Source organism: Solibacillus sp. iso_87 (genome assembly GCF_056173085.1).
This window is the reverse complement of record NZ_CM149656.1, coordinates 1,987,976-2,012,558: the sequence shown is the minus strand read 5'-3', so window position 1 is coordinate 2,012,558 and position 24,583 is coordinate 1,987,976. Positions and strand designations below refer to the sequence as shown.

Annotated in this window: 28 protein-coding genes; 18 read left to right on the top strand and 10 right to left on the bottom strand. The window is 37.0% G+C overall.

The window, feature by feature from the left end; genetic code table 11:
- The first annotated feature begins 80 nt into the window (after nt 1-80).
- Nucleotides 81-650: a hypothetical protein gene (locus AC0VXV_RS10025; RefSeq protein ID WP_475528003.1), complete on the top strand. Its 570-nt coding sequence runs from the start codon at nt 81-83 to the stop codon at nt 648-650.
- A 55-nt stretch (nt 651-705) separates the two neighbouring features.
- Here AC0VXV_RS10025 and AC0VXV_RS10020 read toward each other — a convergent pair whose 3' ends face one another.
- The 6 genes from AC0VXV_RS10020 to AC0VXV_RS09995 all read right to left on the bottom strand — a co-directional run bounded on the left by AC0VXV_RS10020 (nt 706) and on the right by AC0VXV_RS09995 (nt 4,095).
- Complete coding sequence (locus AC0VXV_RS10020; protein ID WP_475528002.1) at nt 706-969, bottom strand: translation initiation factor 2; 264 nt, start codon at nt 967-969, stop codon at nt 706-708.
- Between the two features lies 1 nt (nt 970).
- Nucleotides 971-1,642, bottom strand: a complete 672-nt coding sequence (locus AC0VXV_RS10015) for an HAD hydrolase-like protein (RefSeq protein WP_475528001.1) — start codon at nt 1,640-1,642, stop codon at nt 971-973.
- 5 nt (nt 1,643-1,647) lie between these two features.
- Complete coding sequence (locus AC0VXV_RS10010; protein WP_475528000.1) at nt 1,648-2,193, bottom strand: DUF5412 family protein; 546 nt, start codon at nt 2,191-2,193, stop codon at nt 1,648-1,650.
- Between the two features lie 114 nt (nt 2,194-2,307).
- Nucleotides 2,308-2,835: a YceI family protein gene (locus AC0VXV_RS10005; protein ID WP_475527998.1), complete on the bottom strand. Its 528-nt coding sequence runs from the start codon at nt 2,833-2,835 to the stop codon at nt 2,308-2,310.
- Between the two features lie 132 nt (nt 2,836-2,967).
- Nucleotides 2,968-3,570, bottom strand: coding sequence for an FMN-binding negative transcriptional regulator (locus AC0VXV_RS10000; protein WP_475527996.1), 603 nt, complete (start codon nt 3,568-3,570; stop codon nt 2,968-2,970).
- A 9-nt stretch (nt 3,571-3,579) separates the two neighbouring features.
- Nucleotides 3,580-4,095, bottom strand: a complete 516-nt coding sequence (locus tag AC0VXV_RS09995) for a GNAT family N-acetyltransferase (protein WP_475527994.1) — start codon at nt 4,093-4,095, stop codon at nt 3,580-3,582.
- Between the two features lie 369 nt (nt 4,096-4,464).
- Here AC0VXV_RS09995 and rsgA point away from each other — a divergent pair, with 369 nt between their 5' ends.
- The 4 genes from rsgA (at nt 4,465) to AC0VXV_RS09975 (ending at nt 9,871) form a co-directional block, all read left to right on the top strand.
- The gene (gene rsgA, locus AC0VXV_RS09990) at nt 4,465-5,526 is read left to right on the top strand and encodes a ribosome small subunit-dependent GTPase A (RefSeq protein WP_475527993.1); all 1,062 of its coding nucleotides are present in this window, start codon (nt 4,465-4,467) and stop codon (nt 5,524-5,526) included.
- A gap of 122 nt (nt 5,527-5,648) precedes the next feature.
- Complete coding sequence (locus AC0VXV_RS09985) at nt 5,649-6,311, top strand: hypothetical protein (RefSeq protein ID WP_475527992.1); 663 nt, start codon at nt 5,649-5,651, stop codon at nt 6,309-6,311.
- 189 nt (nt 6,312-6,500) lie between these two features.
- Nucleotides 6,501-7,949 (top strand): cardiolipin synthase, encoded by a 1,449-nt coding sequence (gene cls, locus AC0VXV_RS09980; protein WP_475527991.1) that lies wholly within the window; start codon nt 6,501-6,503, stop codon nt 7,947-7,949.
- A 125-nt stretch (nt 7,950-8,074) separates the two neighbouring features.
- Nucleotides 8,075-9,871, top strand: a complete 1,797-nt coding sequence (locus AC0VXV_RS09975; protein ID WP_475527990.1) for a M3 family oligoendopeptidase — start codon at nt 8,075-8,077, stop codon at nt 9,869-9,871.
- A gap of 65 nt (nt 9,872-9,936) precedes the next feature.
- On the opposite strand, the gene AC0VXV_RS09970 is transcribed toward AC0VXV_RS09975, so the two are convergent.
- Complete coding sequence (locus tag AC0VXV_RS09970) at nt 9,937-10,992, bottom strand: nucleoid-associated protein (protein WP_475527989.1); 1,056 nt, start codon at nt 10,990-10,992, stop codon at nt 9,937-9,939.
- 671 nt (nt 10,993-11,663) lie between these two features.
- Between AC0VXV_RS09970 and AC0VXV_RS09965 the strand changes: the two genes are divergently transcribed.
- A complete protein-coding gene (locus AC0VXV_RS09965) occupies nt 11,664-12,257 on the top strand; it encodes a YpjP family protein (protein ID WP_475527988.1) in 594 nt (197 codons plus the stop codon).
- Nucleotides 12,258-12,656: 399 nt separating this feature from the next.
- Here the strand turns inward: AC0VXV_RS09965 and AC0VXV_RS09960 are convergent, their stop codons facing one another.
- Nucleotides 12,657-12,992, bottom strand: a complete 336-nt coding sequence (locus AC0VXV_RS09960) for a DUF378 domain-containing protein (protein ID WP_475527987.1) — start codon at nt 12,990-12,992, stop codon at nt 12,657-12,659.
- A gap of 436 nt (nt 12,993-13,428) precedes the next feature.
- On the opposite strand from AC0VXV_RS09960, the gene AC0VXV_RS09955 reads away from it, so the two are divergent.
- The 3 genes from AC0VXV_RS09955 to AC0VXV_RS09945 all read left to right on the top strand — a co-directional run bounded on the left by AC0VXV_RS09955 (nt 13,429) and on the right by AC0VXV_RS09945 (nt 15,319).
- Complete coding sequence (locus AC0VXV_RS09955; protein WP_475527986.1) at nt 13,429-13,620, top strand: ABC transporter permease; 192 nt, start codon at nt 13,429-13,431, stop codon at nt 13,618-13,620.
- 238 nt (nt 13,621-13,858) lie between these two features.
- Entirely contained in the window at nt 13,859-14,836 is a 978-nt protein-coding gene (locus AC0VXV_RS09950) for a thymidylate synthase (protein WP_475527985.1), read from the top strand.
- A gap of 12 nt (nt 14,837-14,848) precedes the next feature.
- A complete protein-coding gene (locus AC0VXV_RS09945; protein WP_475527984.1) occupies nt 14,849-15,319 on the top strand; it encodes a dihydrofolate reductase in 471 nt (156 codons plus the stop codon).
- 51 nt (nt 15,320-15,370) lie between these two features.
- Here the strand turns inward: AC0VXV_RS09945 and trhA are convergent, their stop codons facing one another.
- A complete protein-coding gene (gene trhA / locus AC0VXV_RS09940; protein ID WP_475527982.1) occupies nt 15,371-16,015 on the bottom strand; it encodes a PAQR family membrane homeostasis protein TrhA in 645 nt (214 codons plus the stop codon).
- 197 nt (nt 16,016-16,212) lie between these two features.
- On the opposite strand from trhA, the gene AC0VXV_RS09935 reads away from it, so the two are divergent.
- The 5 genes from AC0VXV_RS09935 to msrB all read left to right on the top strand — a co-directional run bounded on the left by AC0VXV_RS09935 (nt 16,213) and on the right by msrB (nt 19,678).
- Entirely contained in the window at nt 16,213-17,058 is an 846-nt protein-coding gene (locus tag AC0VXV_RS09935) for a DegV family protein (RefSeq protein ID WP_475527981.1), read from the top strand.
- 157 nt (nt 17,059-17,215) lie between these two features.
- Nucleotides 17,216-18,127 (top strand): GDSL-type esterase/lipase family protein, encoded by a 912-nt coding sequence (locus AC0VXV_RS09930; protein WP_475527980.1) that lies wholly within the window; start codon nt 17,216-17,218, stop codon nt 18,125-18,127.
- A gap of 4 nt (nt 18,128-18,131) precedes the next feature.
- Nucleotides 18,132-18,704 carry a YpmS family protein gene (locus AC0VXV_RS09925; protein ID WP_475527979.1) on the top strand — a complete coding sequence of 191 codons (573 nt, stop codon included), beginning with the start codon at nt 18,132-18,134 and terminating at the stop codon, nt 18,702-18,704.
- Between the two features lie 17 nt (nt 18,705-18,721).
- On the top strand, nt 18,722-19,249 hold the full coding sequence (gene msrA / locus AC0VXV_RS09920; protein WP_475527978.1) for a peptide-methionine (S)-S-oxide reductase MsrA: 528 nt from the start codon (nt 18,722-18,724) through the stop codon (nt 19,247-19,249).
- Complete coding sequence (msrB, locus tag AC0VXV_RS09915; protein ID WP_475527976.1) at nt 19,250-19,678, top strand: peptide-methionine (R)-S-oxide reductase MsrB; 429 nt, start codon at nt 19,250-19,252, stop codon at nt 19,676-19,678. It begins immediately after the preceding gene.
- 44 nt (nt 19,679-19,722) lie between these two features.
- On the opposite strand, the gene AC0VXV_RS09910 is transcribed toward msrB, so the two are convergent.
- The gene (locus tag AC0VXV_RS09910; RefSeq protein ID WP_475531441.1) at nt 19,723-21,510 is read right to left on the bottom strand and encodes a methyl-accepting chemotaxis protein; all 1,788 of its coding nucleotides are present in this window, start codon (nt 21,508-21,510) and stop codon (nt 19,723-19,725) included.
- Nucleotides 21,511-21,603: 93 nt separating this feature from the next.
- Here AC0VXV_RS09910 and AC0VXV_RS09905 point away from each other — a divergent pair, with 93 nt between their 5' ends.
- From AC0VXV_RS09905 to AC0VXV_RS09890, 4 genes are all read left to right on the top strand, one after another.
- Complete coding sequence (locus AC0VXV_RS09905) at nt 21,604-21,828, top strand: YozE family protein (RefSeq protein WP_475527974.1); 225 nt, start codon at nt 21,604-21,606, stop codon at nt 21,826-21,828.
- A gap of 189 nt (nt 21,829-22,017) precedes the next feature.
- Nucleotides 22,018-22,725, top strand: coding sequence for a purine-nucleoside phosphorylase (gene deoD, locus AC0VXV_RS09900; RefSeq protein ID WP_251687817.1), 708 nt, complete (start codon nt 22,018-22,020; stop codon nt 22,723-22,725).
- 253 nt (nt 22,726-22,978) lie between these two features.
- Nucleotides 22,979-23,437 carry an RND transporter gene (locus AC0VXV_RS09895; protein ID WP_475527972.1) on the top strand — a complete coding sequence of 153 codons (459 nt, stop codon included), beginning with the start codon at nt 22,979-22,981 and terminating at the stop codon, nt 23,435-23,437.
- Between the two features lie 189 nt (nt 23,438-23,626).
- The gene (locus tag AC0VXV_RS09890; protein WP_475527970.1) at nt 23,627-24,472 is read left to right on the top strand and encodes a DUF6612 family protein; all 846 of its coding nucleotides are present in this window, start codon (nt 23,627-23,629) and stop codon (nt 24,470-24,472) included.
- Nucleotides 24,473-24,583 lie beyond the last annotated feature (111 nt).

Below are 24,583 nucleotides of genomic sequence, written 5' to 3'. Positions count from 1 at the left end.
TATCTAGTTATTAAAGGGAAAAGATGACTATCACGCTTCAATCATCGTTAGCTACATGTATATAGTAGGAGGAATGCAAAATGGGAAACAAAGAATCTGAAACAAACAAAAAATCATATAACCGCTTACCTGATGAACGTAAAGACGAGAAAGTAGAAAAATTTGATGAAACGAATCACGTAAATGTACAAAACGAATCAATGAAAGATGATTTATTGCTTAAAACGAATAAAGAATCGTTTAACCGTTTACCGGATGAGCGTGATGATAAGAAAATAGAAAACTACAATGAACGCAGTCATGTCGAAGGGAACGAGGAAAAAAAAAGCCTAGAAACGAATAAAAAATCGTATAACCGCTTACCGGATGAGCGTGATGAAGCAAAATTAAAAGACTACAATGAACGCAGCCATGTAGAAGATAACATGAAGCAGGATAAAACTGCTGAGACGGTTAAAGAATCATATAACCGTTTGCCGGATGAACGTAATGATGAAGAGATGAAATCTTATAATGAACGCAGTCACGTAGAAGGGAATCAGCAAAAAGAAACAAATGTTGCGACCGAAAAAGAATCATATAACCGTATACCTGACGAACCAGTTCAGGAAACATCTGTACATGAAAAATATAGAAGTAAAAACAAATAAATTTCATCTCAATATACGTAAAAAAGCATCGAATTAAAAATCGATGCTTTTTTGTTTAGCTTCTAAGCTGATACCAGCTGAACAGCATAGCGATTAAACTAATGCTCAATAATATCCCGCCAATAACAAGGGATGCATTGGCATAACTCGTTTTTATAAATATGTATTCATTCGTATCTGACATACCCCCGAGAGAATGTATCCAAATTGAACCAAATGTATTGGCAATTCTTCCGTTAAAAATAATTAATAGTAGTCCAATGAGCGCAAATATGCTGCTTAATTTAAGCATATCCGAGCTTCTAGTCGAGTTTGTCATGTTATCCCTCCACTATAGGTGTTCGATAGGTGTTTATAATGTCGATTAGTTGCGGAAACTGTTCTACGATATGATGGGCTTTTTTTATTTCTTCAAGTTGGGCGAAATCAAAGTTAACTGCAATGGCAATTAGATTGTTATCAATTGCTGCGTTAATATCGGATGCGCGGTCACCAACGACAAAACCGCTGACTATATCCTGTTCCATCATTATATGTTCAACAAGATGTGATTTATTTTTTGAAGGAATTATATCGATACTATAGCATCCCTTTATCCACCGTTCTAAATTATAAGTTGACATAATTGTTTGTAAATAAGCCGTTTCGCCATTACTTGCAATATATAAGGGGTAAGATTCACTCAACGTTTGAATTGTCGGCAATACGTTTTCGTAAAGTGCACCGTTGCCTTGTCGGATTTCTTCAATAAGTACCGCCTGAAAATAATGATTGCTCTTTTCACGAATTTTATCGGAATGATCGGGACACAACGATTTCCAAACAACATTGAGAGGGACACCCATTATTTCTCGGTATTTCTCGATAGGGGTAGCACCTGACCATAGATTATTTTGACGTAAATATTCAAATGTACGCTCGAGCGCCGGCTCTAAAATAACATTTGTTTGAAATAAAGTGCCATCCATATCAAAAATAATTGCTGTTTGCATTAACTTCACCTCGTATTAATTTTATAGCCAAATGATTCTCCGTTTTTTAAATTGAGTTCGTGCCCATTAATAACGACAATCTCATTGGTCAGCCATTGAATATTCGCTTCATTGGCATGCCTTTCATAATAAACCTGCTTTTTAAATCCAAAAGGACCATCAAGTTCTCCACGGATACCAAACGATCCCATCGCCCCTGCATCAAAAGCATAGAAATCCAAAGTATAGCCCATGTTTAGTGAATAAGATGTTAACAGATGTTCTGTACCCCCAAATGAATAGACAACGATTTTTAATGAGAAAAATAAAATAATGATTGATGTAAATACAATGGAGATTGTATTTACGAAAAAGGTAACCACTTTTTTTAAGCGTGACAATTGCTTATATTCCTGTAGTAACGTATATATAATCAGCACAAAAAGAAGGGCGACAACAATAAGTGTTGTATAGGAAAACGTCCATAATGTTGTACTCATTAAATAAAAGCAAACACCGATAAAGGCTAGACAGAAACTGAAGATTGTAATGGCAGACCAAAAATTCCGCAAAAAAGCACCTCTCAACCAACTGGAAAATATTGTTTTAACATTTGACGCTGTATAAAATAGAAAGTTGCAAAAAAAACAGCCGTTTCCAAAATAGCAACGGCTGCTCATAAATAATTATTGTGCTGGGTTTAATTCAAGTTCCACTTTAATCTTAATATCTTTACCGACTAATACGCCGCCTGTTTCAAGTGCTGCATTCCAAGTAAGGCCGAATTCTTCACGGTCAATTTTCGTTTCCGCTTCAAAACCATAAACTTCAACGCCCCATGGATTTGTTCCTTTACCACCATATTCCACAGCAAATACTGCCGGTTTTGTTACATCTTTAATCGTCAAATCACCTGAAACTTTATAATCATCACCATCTTTTGTAATGTTTGTCGATTTAAATTTAATGTCAGGGAATTGCTCAATATCAAAGAATTCCGCTGATTTTAAGTGGTTGTCACGATCTTCATTGCTTGTATTAATACTCGTCGTATCGATAGCAATTTCAATTTGAGCCGATGTTAAATCTTCTAAATTATCAACTTCTACATCCGCTGAATAATTAGTAAACTGACCTTTAACCTTCGACACCATCATATGCTTGACTTCAAAACCAATTGTTGAGTGTGCCTGATCGATTTGCCATTTTGCCATGATAAATTCCTCCCAACTATTATAAATCCAAGAAATTCTTTACCTTGAATTCGAGATAAATTTACCATATCAGGGGAAAGGTGTCAATTAAAATATAAGACTATTTAAATAATTCTAACATTTTACAATACGTTAATTTTCCATCATTAATTTAGCGATAACTTCATCAAAACCGTCATTTCTTTTTAGTAATTCATCGATGACGAGTTTTTGGCGTTCTTTCGAATGACCTTGGCTCAATTTTGCCGCAGCTTCAATGGAACTTATTCGTAATTTGAACGGCACAATGCCTTTCAATAAGCCGGTCATATATTTGGAGTCAACATCATTTACATTATAGGAGCTATTTGGAGTTTCGTACTTCTCAACTAAATGTTGAAGAGATCTCCGGATTTCTTCTTCATCCTCCATCATTTCGATAAGCCCCTTTACATGAACAGATACATAATTCCACGTTGGTACTGAATCTTTTGTTTCGTACCAGGAAGAGGAGATGTAGCTATGCGGTCCATTAAAAACTGCGAGCACCTGTTGATCGAGAATATCTTTCCACTGTGTGTTGGCACGTCCAAAATGACCGTATAGAAACTTTCCATCTTCACTTAAATAGAGCGGTAAATGAGTGGCTTCCGGTACCCCCTGATGAATGGAAATAACTGTCGCAAAACTATATTCTTTAATAATCTGATGAATCCTTTGATCATTTGTTAACTGATACTGTTTTGGAATGTACATCGTCCTCCCTCACAATTGTTTTGTCATAATAAAATCGATTTGTTCTTCTTCACCCATGAAAAATGAATGGGAGCCTGTTTTTTCAAAGCCCGCTTTTTCATAAAACGCAATGGCATTCATATTTTTTTCCCACACGCCGAGCCAAATTTTGTTTTTATTCTTTTCATTGGCCAGTTTGATCGCATCATCCATCAATACTTTCCCTAAACCGAGTTTCTGAAAACGGCTCAAAATATAAATTCGCTCTACTTCAAGTATATCCGGCCCTAATTGTTCGGACTGGGCTTCTTCTATAGTGACTTTTAGATACCCTGCCAGCTCTTTGTTTACATACAGTAACTTAAATAGAGAGTGTTTATTTTCAAGCTCAGCTGTCAGTTTTTCTGATGAAAAAGCTGTGTTCAAATAAGCCGTCATACTTTCCTCGCTGTTTTGCTCATGAAACGTTTCATAAAACGTATCCCGGCTGATTGTTTGTAAAGCGTCTAAATTTTCGGTAGTACATTGTATTAGTTGAATGTTCATTATCATTACTCCTTAATAATTGCGTTTTTTTCTTCGCTTACATTTTCCCAATCTTTTAAAGAGATGTAAACCAATACTTTGATAAAAAAATAGTTAAGAACTGTATTGACAAAACATTCTATCTATTGTTATAGTTGGAATAACTAATGGAGAAAGATGGTGATGAATATGACTAAATTACATGAGATTGAATCAATGCAATTATGCTTGTCATATGACATTCGCCACAAAAGTGCCTTCTAATATAGAAGAGTCACGCTTCTTAACTGTGCGTATGAAACCTTATGACGGGCAAAATTGCTGGTCATAAGGTTTTTTGTTTGCCTGAAAAACAAAAATATTATCATACGCCACTAGGAGGCAATTCCATTGAATTTACAACAATTAGGTTTTACAGCATTCTTTGAAACACAACTACAAACATTATCGAATGATATGACGACTAAGCTTGTTGGACGCGTCATACTCGAACATAAACATTCTTACCGTGTCCTGACAGAACAGGGTGAATATTTGGCAACGGTGTCCGGAAACTTTGCATACCACGCCTTTTCAAGAAAAGATTACCCGGCTGTTGGCGATTTTGTCGGTATTGAACAAATGCCGGGAGAAGAGCGTGCTATTATTCACCATTTATTTGATCGAAAATCCAAATTCACAAGAAAAATGGCAGGTCTTGAAGTTGATGAACAAATCGTCGCAACAAATGTTGATCTCATTTTACTTGTTATGAGTTTAAATGATGACTTCAATATACGCCGTTTAGAACGTTATTTAGTAGCTGCATGGGATTCAGGGGCAACACCGGTTATTGTATTAACGAAAGCGGATTTATGTGAGGATGTCACGCCGTATTTAAAAGAAGTCGAATCGGTTGCTTTCGGTGTGGATATTTTGACGGTGAGTGCGCAGACGGGTGAAGGAATGGCTTCATTAAATACGTTGTTAACTGAAGGGAAAACTGCGGCATTACTCGGCTCTTCCGGTGCAGGGAAGTCAACACTTACGAACGCTTTGTTAAATACCGACCAAATGAAAGTGTCCACAATTCGAGAAGATGTTGCAAAAGGCCGCCATACGACGACACACCGGGAACTTGTTGTTTTACCATCCGGTGCTTGCCTGATCGACACTCCCGGAATGCGGGAGTTGCAGCTATGGGATCAGGGGGACAGTCTAAATGCAAGTTTTTCCGATATTGAACAGCTTACAGAAAACTGCAGATTCCGCGACTGCAAGCATAAAAATGAACCCGGTTGTGCTGTATTGCAGGCAGTTGAAGAAGGAGCACTTGATGCAGCAAGGTTGACGAGCTTCTTTAAACTGCAGCGGGAACTTGCCTATATCGAGAAAAAGTCGAATACAGATGCCCAGCTTGCGGAAAAACGTAAATGGAAGCAAATATCAAAAAGCATAAAGAAATTGAGATAATTTATAGTAGATGCACAGTTTTTGTGCATCTGCTTTTTCATGTAAACGGTAAAATTGAACAGTCATTGATTGTAAGGGAGATTGCGCTATAATGTATGAAGTAACGAAGAGGAAGTGAGAAATTGATTAACTGGATTTATGTCATTATTTTAGGAGTAGCAGTAGGGGTAATTAGTGCAATGTTGGATTGGCCATTCTCTGTAAGCTTATCAATAATTGTCCTATTTGCACTTTGTTCCATCGGCTATATGTATTACATTGCATTTGCTTCAACGAATCTGCTGAAAATAAAAAAGTACATCGAAAAGCATAAAAAAGATCCAATGCTAAATTATATCCTTGTCATAGAAAACGGGACAAAAGAAGAGGAACTCGAGGCTATGGATCGCATTATCGCGCATTACAAGCAACCCATTATTAAACATACATATGAAATGAACCGGGCAATCCGTCTTAACGATTTTGGTCGTGCGGAGCATTTTGCGGATAAACTGATGGGTACACCAAATGGACCATATGGAAAGGCCATCATTGCCGCGTTATTGGGAAATCGAGATATGGCAAAAAGTTATCCATTAAAGAAAGCGTGGATGAATGACGCGGTTGATGCCCAATTAGCATTAGTAGAAAGTGATATTGAGATATATGACCAATTTGCAGCGAAAGCAATTGAGGGTGCAAAAGGATTACAGCGCTACTCATTGTATTACAGTTTGAAAAAAGCTAAACAGGAAAATGAGGGGGAAAAAAGTGTTAAACCGTGTTATCGCTTACTTATCCGGTAAGCGGTATTTTCATTTTCACTATAATTACAATTCTCACCCCAAAAGTGAATCTATTCCTTAAAAATATATATTTATATGTCTTAAATGTATATTTACAGGGAATAGTAAAATAGTAGAAAAAACTAGTAATTTATAACATTTAGTAGTTGCTTTCTCTTAATAATTAAATAATGAAAAGAGATGAATTACATGACAGTCACTGGTATTTTAACCGTCACCTTATTTGCATTAAACATATTATTTGCCCTCGTATTAATATTTATCAGCCGAAAAAGCGCTTCATCTACATGGGCATGGTTATTCGTACTCTTTTTCTTACCGATTTTTGGCTTTATATTATATTTACTAATAGGTCGGAATTTACAGAAGAAACATTTTGTAAGGTGGCATGCGGTACAGCAGGAGGAAACACTGGAAATATTCCAGGATCAAAAAAATGCGTTGGAAGAGGGAACATACGAATTTCCAAATGCCATTACTAAAAAACATGCACCATTAATTAAGATGAACGTCGATTATAACCATTCTCTATTGAGTTCGAAAAATGATGTCAAAATACTGTCCGAAGGGAAAGAAAAATTCCGCTCGGTTATTGAAGATATCGAAAATGCAAAACAGACCATTCATATTCAGTACTACATCTATAAAATGGATGATGTCGGTAAAAGTATTTTTAATGCGCTCGTTAAAAAAGCAAAAGAGGGCATTGAAGTGCAGATGATGTACGACGATTTAGGTTCTCGGACATTACGCAAAAAAGATCTGAAAAAATTAACGGATGCCGGTGGGCAGGTGGAAGCGTATTTTTCATCGTATTTTAAGCTGTTTAATCCGCGTATCAATTTTCGTAATCACCGGAAACTCATTATTATTGACGGCAAGGTAGGATATATCGGAGGGTTTAATGTCGGAAATGAATATGCCTGTTTGGATGATGAAATCGGATATTGGCGCGATACGCATTTGAGAATCGAAGGCAATTCTGTCTATAACATGCAGGCACATTTTCTATTTGACTGGTACCAGGCGAGAAAAGAAGAGCTGACTGAAATCGAACAAAGATATTTTCCAACGTTTACAGTAGATGCGGACACACCTGTTCAAATCGTATCGAGTGGCCCTGATACGGATTTTGAATCGATTAAAAACAGCTATATCCGGATGATTTTAAGTGCCAAAAAGTATGTTTATATTCAATCGCCATATTTTGTACCGGACGAACCATTTATGCATGCGGTTCAAATTGCTGCTTCATCAGGCGTTGATGTGCGCATTATGACACCCGAAGTAACCGATCATCCCTTTGTATATGGAGCCAATTCTGCATACAGCGGCGACTTGTTGGAGGTTGGCGGTCGAGTATACCGTTATAAAAAGGGCTTCCTTCATGCAAAAATGATTGTCATTGACGATGAAGTGGCGACAATTGGTACGGCAAATATTGATGTCCGAAGTTTTAGCCTGAATTTTGAAATTAACGCCATTCTATATGATGCTAATTTGGCGATACAATGCAGAGAGCTGTTTGAGGCAGATATTAATGACAGTTTTGAATTAACGAAGGAGCAATATGATGAGCGCAAAAATTGGACGAAAATTCGAGAATCCGTTTCGCGTTTATTATCACCAATTTTATAATGCTGAAGCTAGCCAATTACAAAGGCTAGCTTTTTTTATTTCTTAAACCGAAATATTTTCGAGCATTTTAACTTATTTTTTAGTAAAATAAGAATTGAAATATAATTCAGAAAGTAGGTAATAGAATGGTGAATGTTAAATATCCTGAAGTTTGGGATTTGGATGTGTTTTTCCCTGGTGGTAGTGCTTCTCCACAATTAATCGAGCATATTGAAAGTTTGACTCCTAAACTAGAAGTATTAAAAGAGAAAATCGACAAATTCGAAGTTCCGCAAAATAGTGATGCCGCATTAGAAATTCAATCGATATTGGAAAGCATCAAAGAAGTAATGCTGCATATTTCTCAGGCAGGGGCGGTACTTTCTTGCTTAACTGCACAAGACACGACAGATCGTGATGCATTATTATTGCAAGGCCAATTATCCGGTATTGCGGCAAATTCATCTCCTATCTTAGAAAGCTTCAATCAAAAATTGGGTAAAATTGAACAGTCAACTTTCGAAGCATTATTGCAGACAGAAGAATTAGCTCAATTCGAATTCATCTTAACGGAATGGCGCGAAAAATCAAAAGAGTCATTATCCGAAGAAGAAGAAGCGCTAATTTCAGCTTTAGGTGTTGATGGGTACAGTTCTTGGGGCCAACTTTATAACATGCTGATCGGCGATATTAAAGTGGAAGTAGAAGTGGATGGCGAAAAGAAATTACTGTCAGTTGGACAAGCGAACAATTTAAGTTCACATAAAGACCGTACAGTTCGAAAAGCGGCATTTGAAGCATTGGAAAAAGTATTTACAGAACGAGAAGAGTTCTTTGCAAAAACATTGAATCACTTAGCAGGTTTCCGTTTAGCCGTCTATAAAAAGCGAGGCTGGGACTCAGTAACAAAAGAGCCGCTTCAAATTAACCGTATGAAGCAGGAAACAATCGATGCAATGTGGGGTGCCATTACATCTCGTAAGGCGACATTTGCAGGTTATTTACAGCACAAAGCAAATCTATTAGGTACAGAGCAATTGGACTGGTTTGACTTTGATGCACCGGTTACGGATTCAAAAGCAACTATGTCTTATCAGGAGGGTGCCGAGTTCATCCTGAAGCATTTCGGCCGCTTTGGTTCGGAAATGGAAAGCTTTGCACGTTCAGCATTTGAAGATGGGTGGATCGAAGCGGAAGACCGTGATAATAAACGTCCGGGCGGTTTCTGTACAGGAATGCCATTATCAGAGCAATCTCGTATATTCATGACATACTCCGGCTCGATGTCAAATGTTTCGACACTTGCACATGAACTGGGACATGCTTTTCATTCGTATGCTTTGCGTCCTGTTCATCCATTGAACCGCCGCTATGCAATGAATGTTGCTGAAACAGCTTCAACGTTTGCAGAAATGATTGTTGCAGATGCAGCGGTTGAAGAAGCAACAACTGAACAAGAAAAGATTGCATTACTGGAAGATAAAATTCAACGTTCTGTTGCCTTCTTTATGAATATCCATGCGCGTTACTTATTTGAAACTCGTTTTTATGATGAGCGCAAAAAAGGCATTGTATCAACGAAACGCTTGAACGAACTTATGGAAGAAGCTCAAATTGAAGCGCATGCAGGCGGGTTAGGTGAAACACACCCGCACTTCTGGGCATCAAAAATGCACTTTTATATTACAGGTGTACCGTTCTATAACTTCCCGTACACATTCGGATATTTGTTCTCATTAAGCATTTACGCGAAAGCAAAAGAAGAAGGTAAGGGCTTCGAAGAGAAGTATATGGCTCTGTTGCGTGACACAGCTATCATGACAGTTGAAGAATTGGCAATGAAGCATTTAGGTGAAGACATTACGAAAGAAGATTTCTGGTTAAAAGGAATCGCACTTTGTGAAAAAGATGTTGAGGAATTTATTGCGTTAACATCTAAATAGGTTGCAAAAAGGGGCTGTGAAAAAACACAGCCCCTTTTTTATGTTCTATTATAATATCAATAAGCTTATAGCGGTTTTTTGTGCAGCGTGAACCCTAATGTATCCGCGTCACGTATAGTGATCGTAAATGTACCGCTTACTTGATCGTGCTTTACATCAATATTGCCCAATCCTTTATCATAACGGAAAAGAATTTCACCTTCATTGGATTTATAGACGACATGCAAATCATCGCGTTTCACTTCAAATGTAGGCGTAAAGTCGGGATTGCGGTCGGTAAATTCATTGATAAACAACTTGGCACCCTGCTCAACAAAATCCTCCCGATTCTCCGGTGGGGCGATCGCTTCGTAAATATTATGGACCGATGCGTCGAGCTCAATATATTTACCATGTTCAAATTCTTCGTCAATCGCTCGTTGAAGTTGGGGAGTATGCTCTTCGTTTAGAGATTCCGCAATTTTCTCATATAATTCCTTCATGAGCATTTTTGTTTTCTTTTTGTCTGATGCGATTGGAGTAGCCTGCAAGAAAGTTTCCATAAAGAACTTCGCCGGTTCGCCATCTGATTGCTTATCGAGTACATAAACATTTTCTTCAAGCGGATCATAATTCATGCGAATAAGAGCACATTTTTGTACACGACTGGATGCATCAGGCAAAATATTTTCGATCGTTTTCAAATGCAATGTTTCCAAATCGATCTGTACTGCATCTTTTGGATCCAGCTTTAGCAGAAGAATATAATCTTCTCCAATAAGTTCAATATGCGCGACAAATACAGAACCGTTACTGTTCGATACCGTTTGCATAATTTGATACAGTTTATTTGATAAATCATTGGCCAGTGATAAGAAGTGGGTGTCATCAGGATATTCTACATAACGGTTCATTTTCGTTAAAATATCATTGTCACGGTCTAAAAATTTACATGCAACAGATTTCGTACTATTCATTGTTGCATCTATGTAGGATTCAAAAAAATGATTATACACTTCAGATTGGAGTGCGGATAAATCCATTGTTTCACTTGCAGACACAAAACGGCTTTGCTGCATATCCAGCAGTGTTACAGCCATTCGTTTCATTTGGATTGATAATGTTGTTTCAACTTCATTCATCTTGACATAACTCCTTTTAAATTCCGATTTTTCAAGTATAGCGGACATTATGAAAATTTGCACGGGGTCAAATTTAGTTTACAAAAGCGAACGTATGTGTTATGATTATTTTTGTGCTATTTTAGATAGTGCTATAAATGAATTGGCATTTCTGCTAGTGTTTTTGAAGATACTTATTCACACTGGCGCAAGCTTCAGGGCTGCAAGGACATAGTAGCAGGTTGGGACTATGTTGCTTAAGTTAGAAGAGATTAGTAGAATTTTACCGCGGTTAAAACTGGAGTTGTGCACTCCGAATAAATATAAATTCCCCGGATGATCGGGTTGAGACTTTCATTTATTTATAAATCTATCTATTAAATACTAAAGGGGTCCCCAATATTTGGGGGCCCCTTGTCCAATTCTCCGAATAAAAACAATCCAAATCGGTTTGGATGGCACATTAAAAAATATTAGTCCGTGAAGCATAAAGAAGTCATATACCCAAGCATTAGTAATAATCCAAGACCCATAACAATGTCCATTTTTTAAAACCTCCCTCAATATAACCTACAATATCTTCCTTTTTTATTGTACAATGATTACAATAAAGATGAAACTATTTGTTATAATATTCGTATATATTAGTAAGAGCGTTTTAAAATTATACATAATAAAAGTGGGTGATAGACTTGAAGAAATGGATTTACAAATCTCTCGTTGTTTCTGTCGCGTTGTTATCGTTTGGTTTAATTACACCAAAGCATGAAATTTGGGCAAATTTTGATGAAGAACGTCATGACAAATCGGTATTGGATCGTCCAAGCGACAACCATATTTCAGCTGCCTATCAGTTGGATGATATTATCGTTGATGAAAAACCGCTGCCAACTACGGATGACTTTGTGTCTGCTGCAAAAGAACAATCATACATAAAATTTGGAACAAAAGTCGGACCGGTTATTGAACAACAATTCGAAACAAATATTTTTCCGAAAATCGAAGAAGCTATTGCAATGACAGTGGAACGAGTTGGCGATGAAAAACTGCGTAACTTAACGGTTTCCGAAAAACCGAGTGGTGATTACTCAGAAAAAATCTTCCACATTGTTGACAGCAAATCAAAAACTGACGTAATTCGCTTCCATGTTCGAACAGAGAACCGTCCTTTTGATGGCTACTACTACAATTTCCACTATCATACGTTTGAAGACAACTATTCAAAGCATTACGACCTTGGCGAGATTTACTGGAGCAAAAACACACCGCCTAAATGGTTATCATAGCAATATGCAGCACCCGCCGCCTACTGGTCGGGTGTTTTTTTATGTACAGCAAATGTACTCCACGGTCGCTTTGGTTAAAACTATGCTTTCCATCCATTACCAAAAGAAACCTAAGGAATCAAAGCTTAAATAGTCTCCGATTGGCAAACCTTTAATTTAAGGAGTGGTAATCTTGGAACACAGATTTTTCTTAGGTTTATTGAATGGTCTGATTTTAAGCATTATATTATGGACCTCTATTTTCGGATGGATAAAAATAATAACCGGTTTATTATAAGTAGGAAAATATATGCGAAGAGATGAGCTTTTTACTTAATCCCAAGATAAAGTTCTGAATAAGCTAAAAAGACCAGGTACTCATTACTGAGCCTGGTCATTTGCTTTTGAATTATTTCTGAATTACTTCTCGTTATTGTCGTTATTGTTGTTTTTGTTTTTTTGCTTTGCGTATTCTGAGAAATCGGCTTCTTTTCCAGCTTCCATATTATAATTCGGTCTGTTAGTTGCTCTTGTATGAGTAACGGTTGCATTGTCCTCTTCATCAAGGTTTTTCATTAACAGCGGAATGCATGCAAGACCGGCTAGACCGACAAGTGCATAAACAATTCGTGATAATCCGGCAGTTTGTCCGCCAAATAAAGATGCGACTAAATCAAATTTGAAAAACCCGATAAGTCCCCAGTTAATAGCTCCAATAATTACAAGTACGAGGGCAATTCTATATAATGCTCCCATTTATAACATCTCCTTTATTTTAGATAAAGAAGTTCATTCGGTATGTAAAAAACACATACTAAAGAAATTCAAGTATCTATTTCTGCTCGTATTTTTCCCGGGAACCGTTAGTTTATACTTCTTTTTAAAAAAAGAAAATGTATCAAAATACGAATAAAAATGTCCTTTTGAAAATAAAAATAATTAAAAATAGGAATTAATATCTGCAGCAACAAAGAGCGAAATATATAGTTCTGATTCGTAATAAATAAAGCAAAAGTTATTTATTTAACGTTGGAAACAGAGTATCCTGCGATTTATCAAAATATTACTATGCGGCTGAAAAAAGAACCTTTATTTTTTTAAGTAATTTACAAAAAATTTAAAAATTAAAGGTGAATTTTTATGTAACTCGAGGTATAATATTTGTATACTATAGTAAAAAGGAGGACTGCCGATGATAACCGGTCAGTTAGGGCGAGCATTCCAATTAGCGGAAAAACATAAGCTCGACGTAAATACAATTTTGGAATTAACAAAAATTATTGCGAAAGAAGTAAATGGTACTCAAAAAATTGAGGACAAAATTTTACTGCAAATGATTCAAATTCTGGAAAACAACAAAACAATTCTTAAGGAGGCAACATAAAAATTGACGCAAACGATTGAGCTATACGATGACTTAGACACATTTGACTAAAGGCGCTACTCAGCAGACGAAATACGAGTAGCGCCTTTTATTGTGCCTTTTTTTATACATATTGTTTTATTTGAATCATTAATAAATTTTCGCTTTGTAGGCTTTTCGAGCGATTTTGCAGATTCACGTGTTTTTCTCGGAATAAGTCTATATAATAAACGGAGAATATTCTATAGGAGTGAAAACATTGGCACATGCAGATCATACATACTTAAATTTATTGCAATATATTTTGGACAACGGTACCGATAAATCTGACCGTACAGGAACAGGGACACGCAGCGTTTTCGGCTATCAGATGCGCTTTAATTTACAGGAAGGCTTTCCGCTTCTAACGACTAAGCGCGTTCCATTCAAGCTAGTAGCAAGTGAACTTCTATGGTTTATTAAAGGCGATACGAATATCCGCTATTTACTTCAGAACAATAACCATATTTGGGATGAATGGGCATTTAAAAAATGGGTAGAATCAGAAGAGTACAGCGGACCAGACATGACCGACTTTGGACGACGCTCCCTTATTGATGAAGAGTTTAATGAACAGTATCAAACAGAGATCTCTTCATTTTGTGAACGTGTATTATATGATGATGAGTTTGCTTTTAAATACGGAGATTTGGGTAATGTTTACGGAAAGCAGTGGCGTAATTGGACAACTTCAGAAGGTGAATCGATTGATCAATTACAAGATGCAATCGATTTAATTAAACATAATCCGGATTCGCGTCGTATTATCGTGAATGCATGGAACCCGGAAGACGTGATTGATGCAGGAGGAAAGGGCAGTAAAGCGGCTTTACCGCCATGTCACGTAATGTTCCAGTTTTACGTAGCTGACGGTAAATTGAGCTGTATGCTTACACAGCGCAGTGCAGATACATTTCTAGGGGTGCCTTTTAACATTGCGAGCTATGCATTGCTGACGCATTTAATTGCACATGAATGTGGGCTTGAATTAGGTGAGTTTGTGCATAGCATGGCAGATACCCATATTTATTCAAATCATTTTGAACAAGTAAAAGAACAGCTTACACGTGAACCGAAGCAATTGCCGATCTTAAAGTTAAACCAAGAAAAGCAATCGATCTTTGATTTTGAAATGGAAGATATTTCGCTGGAAGGCTATCATCCGCATCCAACAATTAAAGCACCGATTGCGGTATAAAGGGGGATCTCAATGATTTCATTAATCGTTGCACATGATGAAAACCGGGTCATTGGCTATCAAAACGATTTGCCATGGTATTTACCGGGGGATTTGAAATACTTTAAAGAAATGACAATGGGCAAACCAATGATTATGGGCCGTAAAACATACGATTCAATTGGACGACCTTTGCCGGGACGCCGAAATATTGTCATTACAAGAAATGAAGACTTTACAGCAGAAGGAATTGAAGTGGTAAGAAGCCTAAAAGAAGCTTTGGCGCTTGTTGAAGGTGAAGAAGAAGTGATGATCATTGGCGGTGCTCAAATATTTGAGCAGTCTATGACGATTGCCGATCGATTATATATTACCTTTATCAACCATAGTTTTAAAGGGGACACTTATTTCCCATCATACGATGACTGGAAGAAGGTCTCATGTCTCGAGCCGATCGAGTCTGAAGACGGATATAGGTTCCAGTACTGTATTTATGAAAAATAGCTTTTAAAACAAAAGGACGTGCTGAATTAAACTTTAGCACGTCCTTTACTTTTATATTAAATAAATATATACACAAGCCACCATACATCCACAGCCTGCAATGACGAATAAATGCCAAATTGCATGATTGTACGGAAGGCGTGTCCACGCATAAAAAATTGCGCCAAATGTAAATAGCAGTCCGCCAATAAGCATGAGCATAAAACCATCAAACGACAAATATTCATATAATGGTCGAATGGCGAAAATGATAAGCCAGCCCATGAAAATATAAAGCATCAATGATAATTTTTCGAATCGATGAATGAACAAACATTTGAATACAACGCCTAATATTGCAATAAACCAAATAATGCATAACATTACAATGCCTGTCATACCTCCGATTGCTACAAGTAGAAACGGGGTATAAGTACCAGCAATCAATATATATATTGAAGAATGGTCCAGTATAGAAAAGAACCGTTTATATTTTTCAGGAACACTATGTAATAATGTCGACATTAAAAATAGTAAAATCAAGGATGAGCCAAAAATAGCGTAGGAAGTAATATGTACTGCGGTGCCATTAACTGCTGAATGAATTATTAATAGTATGCAAGCAGGTATGCTGATGGCAAGTCCTACACCATGTGTTATGGCATTCCAAAGTTCTTCTTTCCAGTTTTTATAGTCAAATACGTCTAAATTGTGCATGAGTCATCACGCTCCTTTATATTAGTATAATTCTTATTCATAATATTCGTGATAGATAGATGTCATGATGTTATACTGCTATATGTCATATGAAAATAGTGATAAACTGGGTTATTCTTCAATGACAAATGTCATATTGGTAAACAAATATGATTTCTTTATAATAGTAAGGAAGATAGAAAAAGGATGTGTTTTCTTTGAGTCAAATTCATATCGTAACAGATTCAACTTGCGATTTAACAGACGCGGAAATTCAGGAACATGGAATTCATGTAGTACCACTAACAGTTCAAATTGATGATAAAACGTATACAGATCGTGTAAATTTGCAACCGGATACATTTATTAAATTATTAAAAACAGCAAAAGAACTTCCGAAAAGTTCTCAACCGTCTCCTGGTGTATTTAAAGAATTATATGACGAGCTTGGAAAAGACAGTTCAAAAATTATATCAATCCATATGACAGGAAGTATGAGCGGTACATATCAGTCAGCTAATCAAGCTTCTCAAATGACTGATTCTGACGTAACCGTAATGGATTCGCGTTATATCGCTTTTGGGTTAGCATTCCAGCTTCGTGAAGCGATCCGTCTACGTAATGCAGGTGCTTCAGTGGAGGAAATTGTTGCTGGTGTGAATCGTGTACGTGAAAACACACGTCTTTTTGTTGCATTGGACACATTGGAGAACATGGTAAAAGGCGGCCGAATCGGAAAAGGTAAGGCAGTCGTTAGTTCTTTATTGAATATTAAGCCAATTGGTCACTTAGATATTGGGGAAGTGACGATTTGTGCAAAACCGCGCAGCTATAAGCAAGTGGTGAAATATTTAATGAGTGAATTTGAAAAGGATACCCAAGGTAAAAAAGTAGCAGGTGTTGCGATCTCTCATGCGAATGCAATGGATACATTAGTGAATCCGTTAATCGAACAGGTAAAAGCAACAGGTTATACAGGACAAGTTGAAGTTGCCTTTACTTCACCGGTTATTAGTACACATACAGGTGAAGGTGCAATCGGCTTTATTTATTATACAGAATAGTTAAAAGGTAATTCTAAAGGATACTGACTTTAGAATTACTTTTTTTATAAAGTGAAAAAATATTTTCTGATATATCACTATTTTTATAGGCAAATCATTCCTAAAGGCGGGGAAAATATTTTATAATGAAATAACAAAATAAAAAGGGGGAAGTTGCATGTGGCGGTTAGTACTTACATCATTAGCTGTCATTTTCTTGTCCGCATGCTCCGTTACAATTGACCCACAAATAGAAGAAGCACAACAATCCGACAATTCATCCAATGAAAACAATGATTTGTCTATATCAGAAGAAGAAGCCGAAAACGAAGAAACAATTAATACGAGCTTTTTTGATATTATAAATGATGTATTTCAACTAGACTGGTCTGATCGTAAGGAAGAAGATGCACAATCGGTTTATTATTTAGCATTAGGTGATTCGCTTACACGTGGTGTTGGAGACGAAACCCAGGATTATGGTTATACAATTCGCCTGCAGCAGGAGCTGGAAAAATGGCCGATGGTAGAGGAAGTGGAACTCGATAATCGAGGTAAAAATGGTAGACGCAGTGACCAGCTGTTAAGTTTACTAGAGCGTGGCCACTATGAAGAAGAGCTGCAAAAAGCAAATCTGATCACGATTACGCTCGGCGGTAATGATGTAATGAAAATTGTAAAAAAGAATTTATTTTCAATGAAAAAGTCTATGTTTGATAAGGAATTGCCCCGATTTGCTGAACGCTACGAGCAAGTCATTGCAGAAATCCGTAAAATAAATCCTGATGCCCCAATTATTTTAGTTGGATTTTATAATCCCTTTTCAATCGTAGTCGATGAGATTACACCTTTTGATCCGATTATTTCGGAGTGGAATGATGAAATCGAAAAGCTTGCTGCCACAGATGAAAATGCGTGTTTCGTATCTGTAGAGGATTTATTTGTCTCAAATGAGGATATGGTATATCATGTAGACTTCTTTCATCCGAATAGCACAGGATATGATGGTATGACAAAACGCATCATTGAAACCATGCAACAATGTGATATTGAGCAGATGTCAGACGGTTTATTAGGATTTGAGGAGTGAGAAGATGAACAAATGGAAAGTCGCATTTTTATTATTGGCTGGAGCAGTACTCATAACATTTGCCACATTGCTCTATTTAATAACTGCTGACGTTAAACAAGCAACAGAACAGCCATCACTCCCGGTTGAGGGCAATATATTGACTGTGGAAACGACAGCTAAAGAATTTGAAGCAATCGCAAAACAATATTTATCAGAAGCTATGAACCAGTCACCGGTTCCGGTAGAGCTTACAGTGGATGATAAAATTTATTTATACAGTACATTAACTGTTTTTAATATCGATTTGCCGATTCAGATGGACTTTATTCCTGTTGTAAATAACGGTAATATTACACTGAGTCAAGAAGCTGTTCACGTCGGCAAGGTAAATATTCCTCCGAAAACCGTTCTGAAAATGATTGATGATGCGGTTAATTTTCCAAATTGGATTACGGTTAAACCAAATGACGAAGAAATTTATGTGGATCTGTCTCGCATAAATATCGCAAGTGGTTCCAGAGTGCGGGCGAAGGAAATTGATTTACCAAATGATAAAATAGAATTGGAAGTAGTTATTCCAAACCAGACGAAGTAAAATAGGAGGTAATTTTTATGGCATATGAAAAAGCGACATTTGCAGGGGGCTGCTTCTGGTGTATGGTAAAGCCGTTTGATCAACAGCCCGGTATTATAGAAGTTGTTTCCGGTTATACGGGCGGGCATGTTGAAAACCCGACATACGAACAAGTATGCAGTGAAACAACGGGCCATCTTGAGGCAGTTCAAATTACGTTTGATCCTGAAATTTATCCATACGAAAAACTGGTTGAACTTTATTGGACACTGATCGACCCGACAGATGCGGGCGGTCAATTTTATGATCGTGGCGAATCATACACAACGGCAATTTTTTACCATGATGATGTCCAAAAGCAGATTGCCGAATTATCCAAGTCCAAACTGGAGGCAAGCGGAAAATTCAAATCACCGATTACCGTTAAAATCCTTGAAGCGAAGCCGTTCTACACAGCGGAAGATTATCATCAGCACTACTATAAGAAGAACCCGGCACATTACGAACGATATTCGGTTGGTTCTGGGCGTGCAGGATTTATTGAAAAATACTGGGGGGCGAAATAAATGAATAAAGAGCAACGTTTAAAAGAGTTAACAGAAATGCAGTATCATGTAACACAAAATCAAGGAACGGAACCTCCATTCCGCAATGAATACAATGACGTTTTCAAAGATGGTATTTATGTGGATATCGTTTCAGGAAAGCCTCTTTTCAGCTCAAAAGACAAATATGATGCAGGCTGTGGCTGGCCATCATTTTCAAAGCCGATTGAGCAAGTAGAGGTAACTGAGCATTTTGATACGTCGCACGGTATGCGTCGTGTGGAAGTCCGCAGTAAAACAGCCGATTCCCATTTAGGGCACGTATTTCCGGATGGTCCGCAAGAATTAGGCGGATTGCGTTATTGCATCAATTCAGCTGCATTGCGCTTTATACCGGTGGAGGACCTCGAAAAAGAAGGCTTCGGTGAATATAAATCACTGTTTGAATAAAAAGAACTCGCTTATGGAATGACCCATGAGCGAGTTTTTCTATACTAGATTTTAAATTCATTGACAACACTTCGCAGGTGATCCGCTTGTGAGGCCAATTCCACGGCGGATGCATTGATTTCTTCCATGGAAGCAGATCCTTGAGATGCGGCAGCTGCACTGCGTTCCGTATTGACAGCAGTATTATCAGCAATTGCGGCAACATGTACGAACGAAGTTGTCACACCGTGACTATTTTTTAAGGTTTGTTCAATTTGAGTAACCATCTGTGTTAAGATATCAGATGTTTTTTCTGTTTGCAGTAATATATTTTGTAAAGAATTAGTCGTCTCATTCGTCACTTCCACACCACGAATTACTTTTTCTACCCCTGTGTGATTTTGTTCGATAATGGACTTAACCTCTGTTTGAATAGATCCAACTATTGCCGAAACTTCTTTTGCTGCCTTTTGGGATTGTTCGGCTAGTTTACGAACTTCAGCCGCTACAACTGCAAAACCTCGTCCATGTTCTCCGGCGCGAGCAGCCTCGATTGCCGCATTTAAAGCAAGTAAGTTTGTTTGTTCGGCAATCGCTGTAATTGTACTAATAATTGAAGTAATATTTTTTGATTTTTCCCCTAATTTTTCAACCGTATCAGAAGTTGTTGCCATTGTTTCCTCGATTTCAAGCATGACAATTGATGAATGGTTTACTGATCTGCTACCTTTATGGGCAGCTTCTTTCATTTCAGATGCAGCTTGCTGAACTTCTCGTGCTTTTTCGTCTAATACGTGCATCGATTGTTCCAATTTCTGCATTTCATTACCCGCACTCCCTATACTGTTTAGAATCTCACTGCTGTCGCTCGCGATGTTCATCGTAGAATCAGCAATAAAATCAATTGTTCGAGCGTTTTCATCAGCAAGGGCCATTAATTCCTGTGAACTACCGGAAACATTATCGGCAAGGTTTGAAACGCGTTTAATCAATGCAGAGATCGAGTCGATTAAAATATTCGTGGAATCTCCTATAATAGAAAATTCGTCCTTTGTTTTAACATTTACGCGGCGTGTTAAGTCACCGCCAGCCTGGGCGATATCCAGTATTGATTCATTGATCTTTTTCGTATTTCTCCGGATTGATTTCGATAATATATAACCTAATGAAATAGTTAAAATAACTGCAACACCTGTTAAGGCCGAAATCATTATTTTAGAGGCGAATGCAAACTGTTCCAAGTCTGAAATGGTTTTTTCATTGCGCTGTTCAAGTATTTGAATCAGTTTTTCTGTGTTTTCATCAATATAACCTTTGAAATTTTGACTTCCGCTATTTGCAAAAAGTTTAGCGGCATTTTCATAGCCATATTTTTGACGGACTTCAATTGTCGATTTAGAATAGGATAAATAATTAGCGTAAAACTGTTGGATTAACCCGACGATTTTAAGCTCTTCATCCTGATTTTTAAATGACGTTTCAACGGATGTTAAATTTGTATGTATTCGTTCCTTTGTCTCTTCATATAATTGAAGAAATTTTTCGTCGCCTGTAATTAAGTAAGTTTGTTCATGACTTGAAAGCTTCGCAATATCGGAAGCTAAACTATTAATATGCATTTGCTGTTTTAAATTTTCTGCTGCAAATTCTCGCAAGTTATTTTCCAAGTTTGTTATATTAATATACGACAAAATTTGCATAGAGATAATAATTGCCATTAGAATAGTGAAAGTAATTAAAATCTTCCCTCGTATTAGGTGGAAGAAGTGAAGTAGGGCTTTCGGTTTAATAGGATTTTTCCTTAGTTTTTCTTTATTAGGTTTAGTTTTCTTGCTATTTCGCAAATAATTCACCACTTTCTGAAAAATCAATATTTAACTATTTTACTACATGAATGGGAAATTTACACTATATATTGTGAAAAAATGTATAAAGGAGGGAAAATTTTGGAAAAATCATTTTATCATTTTGCACTAACATTTAGAGGGGGAGAGTGGTCGGACGAAAAAGTACGTTTTGCCGAAAGCATGTTTCTCGATCATGCCTTTCCAAAAATGTCCGACAGCTTCGAAGAACTTACGAATTATATTGAATTTCAATCCGATGAATATATGACAATAGGTGCTTTTGACCAATTATGGGACCTATATGAAAATAAATTTTCAGCATAAGCAATGTTTTGCATGCAATACGCCAAATGGGGTATAGTGAAATAAGACGCGCCTTCGTAAAAAATTCGTTATTTTGTCCAAATATTGTTTTTTATGCAAATTATTTTGTGATGCAAGACGTCTAACGATTGAATGTTTATACGAAAACGTTTACAATTTAAAAGAATTATGATGAAAAGAGGTTTTTTGATGAGCGTTCATATTAATGCCAAAAAAGGCGACATTGCAGAAATTGTACTATTACCAGGAGATCCATTACGTGCAAAATATATTGCCGAAACATTTTTAGAAGATGTTGTACAATATAACGAAGTACGTAATATTCTTGGCTACACAGGTACGTATAAAGGAAAACGTGTTTCTGTACAAGGGACAGGCATGGGTGTACCATCAATTTCAATTTATGCGACTGAATTAATGCAAGAATACGGTGTACAGAAACTGATCCGTGTAGGTACTTGTGGTGCGATTCAAAAAGACGTGAAAGTACGTGACGTTATTATTGCACAAACATCATCTACAGACTCAAACATGAATCGAGTTGTTTTCGGCGGTACAATCGACTATGCACCAACTGCAGACTTTGATTTACTACTAAAAGCTTATAATGCTGCTAAAGAAGCGAACTTAAACGTACGTGTAGGAAATATCTTCACTGCAGATATGTTCTATTCTGACGAAGCACAAAACGAAAAATTAGCGCAATATGGCGTATTAGCTGTTGAAATGGAAACATCAGCACTATACACATTAGCAGCTAAATTCGGTCGTCAAGCTTTAACAGTCCTAACAGTATCTGACCACATTTTAACAGGTGAAGTAACAACTTCAGAAGAACGCCAAACAACATTCAATGATATGATGGTAATTGCGTTGGAAGCGGCGATTCAAGACTAATCACAAAATCATAAGCACTTAATAGGCCAACTTGCGCTTATTAAGTGCTTTTTTTATTTTTAGTAATTTAATCCTGTATGTTCTTACACATCATCAACTACGATGTGTTTTTTCTAAAATGAACCGTATAAAATTCCAAAAAAATTTCTTAGCGGATGTTTGGCATATCGAATTTGTGTTCTGGGCAAACTGAGATACCGACAATTTTAAAACACATAAGATGACGGCCAAAAAAAGTAAAAGGAGTGAGGGGATGAGTCAGGAAGTAGCGAAGAAATTTGTTGATCGAATCTCAAGCACAGTGGATCCATTAGCGAATATTGTCACAGTTAGTCTGTTTTGTGAAAATGCCATTAACCATTTGATCCAGGAAAAGCTGCCGAAAGTACGCAGCTTCAAGGATCAGACAGCTTATATCCCGATGGCGAGCTCCAATTACAGCACTAAAGTATATTCTGTTTATGCATTAGGCTTAATCGAACAAAAATTGTTCGAAAACTTATGGTTGCTGAATTATTGGCGCAACAAAGCCGCACATAACATTAGTGTGGATATTAAAGCTTTGCCGATGAACTTTCACATTTTTGATAACAACCTCAAAATCGAAAAAGATATGAATGAAAACGAAATTGTCATCGGGATTGCCCTTTGCACGTACAAAGAGTTGCATGTGTTCTTGAATGAACAATACGGTATTAAGTTAAATTGGTAAATAATAAAAAGTGTCTATGCCTGTAGACACTTTTTATTTTATCCGTCTTTTCTAATAAAATGCACTCTATCCATATAATATTTTCAATCCACAATAAAATTCATTTAATCTTATTTCCATATAAAAGATATTAATACACCAAATTAGGGTATGGATAGGGGAAGTTTATCCAGGAAGGGTTGAAATCATTTGAAAAAACGATACTTATTCGCGATGTCTACTTTATCGATTGCACTAGTTGCAGGATGTGGAGATACAGCAGAACCGGTTGAAGGTACAGATAGCGAAGCCAATTTGACGTTACAGCAAGTATATGAGAATGCCATGCAGCGCCAGCAAAATTTGAAAAGTGTTCATGCAGAAACAAAGATGGATCAAGTGACGAGCTTCTTGATGGATGGTCAGACGATGGAAATGACGAGCAACTCAAATTTGGCCATGGATATTCAGCAAAATCCGATGGCAATGTATTCAAAAGGCACAGTTGAGATGGATATGGGCGATGATAAAATGGAAATGCCGATTGAAATGTATATGACAGAAGAAGACGGCTTTTACATGTTTAATGGCGATACGAATGAATGGCTGAAATTGCCTGATGAGCAGTATGAACAACTATTAGCGCAAACAGGTGCCCAGGCAGATGCGTCAGAGCAACTCGAACAGTTGGAACAATTTATCGAAGATTTCAGCTTTGAACAGGATGATGAAAATTATTTGTTGACGCTGAACATTGAAGGGGACCAGTTCAAGCAGTTCATACTTTCACAAATGGGTGCTAGCTTAGGTGAATCAGTTGAGATGGATGGTGAAATTCTTGAAAATATGTCCTTTGAAGATTCACAATATAATATTGTTGTCGCCAAAGATACGTTTGATATAAAAGAAATGGATATGGATCTGAAAATCATCACAAATGTCGAAGGTCAGGAAACAACGATTGAAAATGATGCGAACATTGTCTATTCGAAATTTGATGAAGTAAAAGAGATCAATATACCCAATGAAGTTATAAAAGAAGCTAAAACTGAATAATAAATCAAGCAGCGAGACCGCTTTATGGCGGAATTCGCTGCTTTTTCCTATTTAATATGAAATGAAATAAAAAAATTGACGTCTATCCTTTTCTAGTCGCTTGTAAACTGA

Excerpts from the sequence above, each read along its gene's own strand:
- AC0VXV_RS10025 (WP_475528003.1), top strand. The coding sequence starts at position 81 with ATGGGAAACAAAGAATCTGAAACAAACAAAAAATCATATAACCGCTTA.
- AC0VXV_RS10020 (WP_475528002.1), bottom strand. The coding sequence starts at position 969 with ATGACAAACTCGACTAGAAGCTCGGATATGCTTAAATTAAGCAGCATA.
- AC0VXV_RS10015 (WP_475528001.1), bottom strand. The coding sequence starts at position 1,642 with ATGCAAACAGCAATTATTTTTGATATGGATGGCACTTTATTTCAAACA.
- AC0VXV_RS10005 (WP_475527998.1), bottom strand. The coding sequence starts at position 2,835 with ATGGCAAAATGGCAAATCGATCAGGCACACTCAACAATTGGTTTTGAA.
- AC0VXV_RS10000 (WP_475527996.1), bottom strand. The coding sequence starts at position 3,570 with ATGTACATTCCAAAACAGTATCAGTTAACAAATGATCAAAGGATTCAT.
- AC0VXV_RS09995 (WP_475527994.1), bottom strand. The coding sequence starts at position 4,095 with ATGAACATTCAACTAATACAATGTACTACCGAAAATTTAGACGCTTTA.
- cls (WP_475527991.1), top strand. The coding sequence starts at position 6,501 with ATGACAGTCACTGGTATTTTAACCGTCACCTTATTTGCATTAAACATA.
- AC0VXV_RS09975 (WP_475527990.1), top strand. The coding sequence starts at position 8,075 with ATGGTGAATGTTAAATATCCTGAAGTTTGGGATTTGGATGTGTTTTTC.
- AC0VXV_RS09970 (WP_475527989.1), bottom strand. The coding sequence starts at position 10,992 with ATGAATGAAGTTGAAACAACATTATCAATCCAAATGAAACGAATGGCT.
- AC0VXV_RS09960 (WP_475527987.1), bottom strand. The coding sequence starts at position 12,992 with ATGGGAGCATTATATAGAATTGCCCTCGTACTTGTAATTATTGGAGCT.
- AC0VXV_RS09955 (WP_475527986.1), top strand. The coding sequence starts at position 13,429 with ATGATAACCGGTCAGTTAGGGCGAGCATTCCAATTAGCGGAAAAACAT.
- AC0VXV_RS09945 (WP_475527984.1), top strand. The coding sequence starts at position 14,849 with ATGATTTCATTAATCGTTGCACATGATGAAAACCGGGTCATTGGCTAT.
- trhA (WP_475527982.1), bottom strand. The coding sequence starts at position 16,015 with ATGCACAATTTAGACGTATTTGACTATAAAAACTGGAAAGAAGAACTT.
- AC0VXV_RS09930 (WP_475527980.1), top strand. The coding sequence starts at position 17,216 with ATGTGGCGGTTAGTACTTACATCATTAGCTGTCATTTTCTTGTCCGCA.
- AC0VXV_RS09925 (WP_475527979.1), top strand. The coding sequence starts at position 18,132 with ATGAACAAATGGAAAGTCGCATTTTTATTATTGGCTGGAGCAGTACTC.
- msrA (WP_475527978.1), top strand. The coding sequence starts at position 18,722 with ATGGCATATGAAAAAGCGACATTTGCAGGGGGCTGCTTCTGGTGTATG.
- msrB (WP_475527976.1), top strand. The coding sequence starts at position 19,250 with ATGAATAAAGAGCAACGTTTAAAAGAGTTAACAGAAATGCAGTATCAT.
- deoD (WP_251687817.1), top strand. The coding sequence starts at position 22,018 with ATGAGCGTTCATATTAATGCCAAAAAAGGCGACATTGCAGAAATTGTA.
- AC0VXV_RS09895 (WP_475527972.1), top strand. The coding sequence starts at position 22,979 with ATGAGTCAGGAAGTAGCGAAGAAATTTGTTGATCGAATCTCAAGCACA.